This is a genomic window from Microbacterium sp. P2_F9 (assembly GCF_056403635.1).
In genome coordinates, this window is record NZ_JBFUFC010000302.1 from 1 (window position 1) to 3,093 (window position 3,093).

At 70.3% G+C, this 3,093-nt stretch carries 5 protein-coding genes; 4 read left to right on the forward strand and 1 reads right to left on the reverse strand.

Translation table 11 applies throughout. The features are described from left to right. Window positions 1-987 (forward strand): hypothetical protein (locus AC1DVT_RS19115; protein ID WP_477390852.1); only part of this gene is annotated, 987 nt, incomplete at its 5' end. Between the two features lie 188 nt (window positions 988-1,175). On the opposite strand, the gene AC1DVT_RS19120 is transcribed toward AC1DVT_RS19115, so the two are convergent. Next, window positions 1,176-1,370, reverse strand: a complete 195-nt coding sequence (locus AC1DVT_RS19120; RefSeq protein ID WP_477390854.1) for a hypothetical protein — start codon at window positions 1,368-1,370, stop codon at window positions 1,176-1,178. Window positions 1,371-1,508: 138 nt separating this feature from the next. Here AC1DVT_RS19120 and AC1DVT_RS19125 point away from each other — a divergent pair, with 138 nt between their 5' ends. From AC1DVT_RS19125 to AC1DVT_RS19135, 3 genes are read left to right on the forward strand one after another with little or no spacing between them, the layout of a single operon-like run. Then, complete coding sequence (locus AC1DVT_RS19125; RefSeq protein ID WP_477390856.1) at window positions 1,509-1,817, forward strand: hypothetical protein; 309 nt, start codon at window positions 1,509-1,511, stop codon at window positions 1,815-1,817. After that, window positions 1,814-2,122 (forward strand): hypothetical protein, encoded by a 309-nt coding sequence (locus tag AC1DVT_RS19130; protein WP_477390858.1) that lies wholly within the window; start codon window positions 1,814-1,816, stop codon window positions 2,120-2,122. The genes AC1DVT_RS19125 and AC1DVT_RS19130 overlap by 4 nt, the downstream gene beginning before the upstream one ends. Further along, complete coding sequence (locus tag AC1DVT_RS19135) at window positions 2,119-3,090, forward strand: hypothetical protein (RefSeq protein WP_477390859.1); 972 nt, start codon at window positions 2,119-2,121, stop codon at window positions 3,088-3,090. The genes AC1DVT_RS19130 and AC1DVT_RS19135 overlap by 4 nt, the downstream gene beginning before the upstream one ends. The last annotated feature ends 3 nt before the right edge of the window (window positions 3,091-3,093 follow it).

The window sequence follows — 3,093 nt, forward strand, 5'->3', positions numbered from 1 at the left end:
GATCTGGCCCGCATGAACAAGCCGCTGACCCCGAGCGGGGTGTTCGCGGCCCTCGAAGCCGCTCTCATCGAGTACGGCGCGAAGCCGCGACTCATCGAGACTCCCGAGAGGACGCCGATGCTGATGCTGGCCTGTCCGATCGAGGCGCATCGGCGCACGGGAGCGAACGGAGAGATCGCCCTGGTCTCCACTCCTTCGGGTTGGCCCCGGCTTGAGCTCAGGTACACGACCTGCTGGCTCTGCGACAGCGAGAGCGTGAGCCGTTGGTGGCTGACGTGCCCGCGCTGCGCGGCCGGCGACGCGACCCCGGATCACAACCCCGATCACGAATGGCTGACTCAGGAGAGGGGGACGACCGAGTGGTGGTGTCCCGATCACGGTTGGGGAGGTCCGCTCGATGACATGAGCACGTGCGGCGCCGCCGACTGTCACCGGGACCAGCTGCACGGGCCGCACGCCGTTACCGGCGACGTGTCACCGCTCGCGTTCATGCTGTACGAGGTGGCGATGCAGCGCGATCGTGCATGGGCGACCTGGGCGCTGCGCCGCACGCGCGATATGCGCGAACTGGTCGCCGGATGGATGACGTGGCGTGCCGAGACAGGTCGGCCGGTCTCCATCAGGTCGCGGGCGAGCGATCACGTCGAGCGCGCGATCCCCGGCACCGAGGGATTCGACCTCGCGGTGAACGAGCGCACGGTCCTGACTCTCGAAACGGCCGGGGCGATCATCCACGCTCAGAAGGCGAAGGGGAAGGCCAAGCCGATCGCACCGAAGGCACCTGCGTTCCCCGATGTCGATTCGGTCGTCGCGTGGATCAACGATCAGAAGAACGATGACGGTTCGTTCCTCGTGCCTGAGACCGCGACCGTCCGTAAAGCCGTGCCGCTGCTCTCCCCGATCGAGGGACGCCCTTCAATCAATGCGATCCAGGAAGCGCAGCCGATCCGCCGCGGCCGGGCGCTCTCGCGTGCTACCCAGCCCTGACCGCCTCGGGCGAGCGTGTCCAGTCGGTCTTGTCATGTCATGCGTACTGACTGACTGCCCCTACAAAGTAGGGGCAGTCAGTACGCCATGACATGACATGACAGACAGGACTCGCGACGCGAGGCAGTGGGGGCACGCGGCCCGAGACGCGCAGGACAGGACAGCCCGCCGCGCGTCATGACGTCATGTCAGAGGTTGTACAGGCCCGAGGCCATCAGCGCATCGACGCGCGCGCGGCCGCGATCCCGAATCGCCTGCTGCGCGGGCGTGAGATCGTCCTGCAGCGCACGGCCGGAGGCGACGAGCGCCGTCAGGACGTTCTGCTTGAGCGGGTCGATTCCGTAGGTCGTCGTCGTCCGCTCAGCGGTGTGGGTTGTCGTCATCGGTCTCTCCTTCGATGTCCTTCTGTGCTACACACGATACCCCCGAGGGGTACCCGTACTACGCTTGTCGCCAAGACGCATGCTGGCGCTCCACTCGGAGCCTGAGGTAGGGCCGGTGCCTGATCGACAGGCCCGCCCATGCCCAGTCAGCCACCACCCAGCTACACCAGCCTCTATCCCCTCCACCGCCAGACGATCCGATTCGACGCCGCCGATCCCCGGAACAAGTCGCTGCCGGAGGATTACCGCAACGACCCGACACCCGAGCAGATCCACGCGCGGCTGCGCCGCAGTCGGCTGGTGCCGGTCGCGGAGTGGGTGCCGTGCCCCACCCACGACGCCGCCACCGGCGAGCCGTGCTGGCCGATACCGCACGCGGTGTGCGGCCCGAGGATCACCCGAGGCCAGGCCGCACAGGCCGCCCACAACACCCGGAGCACGCGATGAGCGCGAGCGAGCGCGACAACCAGCGCCCGCCGCTGATCCCCGCGACCCACGCGGGCACCCTGTCGACGCCCGAGGCGATCCGCTACCGCGATGAGCGCGCCGCCGCGGAGCGGCAGCGCCAGCGCGAGGAAGAGGCCCAGCGCGCCCGCGAAGCCGCCGCCGCCGAGGACCTGCGCCGCCGCCGCGAGGCGGTGCGCGCCTGGGGGCGGAAGCAGGCCGAGACCAAGACCGCCGTCGTGCTCACCCGCGACGAGTGGGCCGCGATCGACGAACAGCTCGACGACACCCCCCGGAGGCCACAATGAGCCCGACGACGCCCGCAATCATTCCACTGCCCCAAGCCGCCCTGCCGTGTGCGACCTGCGGCGTGGCCGTCGCCGGGGACGAGGCAGCCGCCCGCGACGTGAGCGACCTGATCACGTTGACCAGCTACGGCCGCGCAGGCGAGTTCCAGCCCGCGTCGAGGCGGGTCCCCGTTCCGGCCCTCGATCTCACGCTGACCCGATGCCCCGCCTGTCAGGACATGCACCAGCGCGCCCAGAGCCTTCTCGACGCCCACCCTCGCGTGCAGTACGCGATCGGCAGCCGTGACGTCGCTGAGCACCGCGTGGAGTGCGCCCTGGCCGCGCTCGACGCGCTCGGGCAGACCGGCCCCGCGATCCGGTCCGACCGCGACCTGTCGATGATGCTCGACCACCTGACGATTCCCGGCGCCGGTGCCCGGTGGTCGTCGCGGTTCGTGCCGGTGATGCTGGCCGATGCCGACCCCGAGACATGCGCGGCCGAGCCGTGGGCGCACCTGGTGCGGGACTCGGAGCGCACCCAGCGGCTGCGAGACGCGTTCGCCGGCTGGCTCGCCGCCCGGATCGAGCAGCCCGAGCCGATCCTGTGCCCCTCGGGAGGCTGCCTGTTCTGCGGCGTGTGGGCCGTCATGGCGCTGCCGAGCCAGTCCCTCGGGGTCTGGACTCAGCGCCGCGCTGTGCCACCCGGCGCACTCGGCGGGAAGGCGTCGCCCACCCTGCGCGACGGCACCACCTGCCCCGTCTGTGAGGCCGCAATCGTGGAGGTCGGATCGATCGGCCCGACCTCGATGGAGCGCGCGCTGGTGTCGTTCCTCGGTGTGTCGCGGCGCTCGATCTCACTCACCTCGACGCAGCTGATCGGGCTGCAGGGCTGGGCGGGACTGCCCCAGCCTGCCGAGCCGAACGGTCGCCCCTGGGAGCACGTGGAGGGCCTCGAAGAACTGCGGCGCGAACTGCTCGCCCACGCATAGCCC